This is a genomic window from Corynebacterium glyciniphilum AJ 3170, assembly GCF_007673095.1.
In the GTDB taxonomy this organism is placed as follows: domain Bacteria; phylum Actinomycetota; class Actinomycetes; order Mycobacteriales; family Mycobacteriaceae; genus Corynebacterium.
Map to the genome: position 1 here is coordinate 1 of NZ_VDYZ01000121.1, position 333 is coordinate 333.

The following is a 333-nucleotide window of genomic DNA, read 5'->3' on the forward strand; positions in this document are numbered from 1 at the left end:
ATATCAACCTGTTATCCATCGCCTACGCCTGTCGGCCTCAGCTTAGGACCCGACTAACCCAGAGCGGACGAGCCTTCCTCTGGAAACCTTAGTCAATCGGTGGACGGGATTCTCACCCGTCTTTCGCTACTCACACCGGCATTCTCACTTCTAAGCGCTCCACATGTCCTTGCGATCATGCTTCGACGCCCTTAGAACGCTCTCCTACCATTGTCCGAAGGACAATCCACAGCTTCGGTAATATGTTTAGCCCCGGTACATTTTCGGCGCAGTGTCACTCGACTAGTGAGCTATTACGCACTCTTTAAATGATGGCTGCTTCTAAGCCAACAT

General features: G+C 51.7%; 1 rRNA gene. It reads right to left on the reverse strand.

Annotated features, from left to right (window positions below):
- A 23S ribosomal RNA gene (locus tag FS507_RS16625) occupies positions 1 to 333 on the reverse strand; the annotation flags it as partial.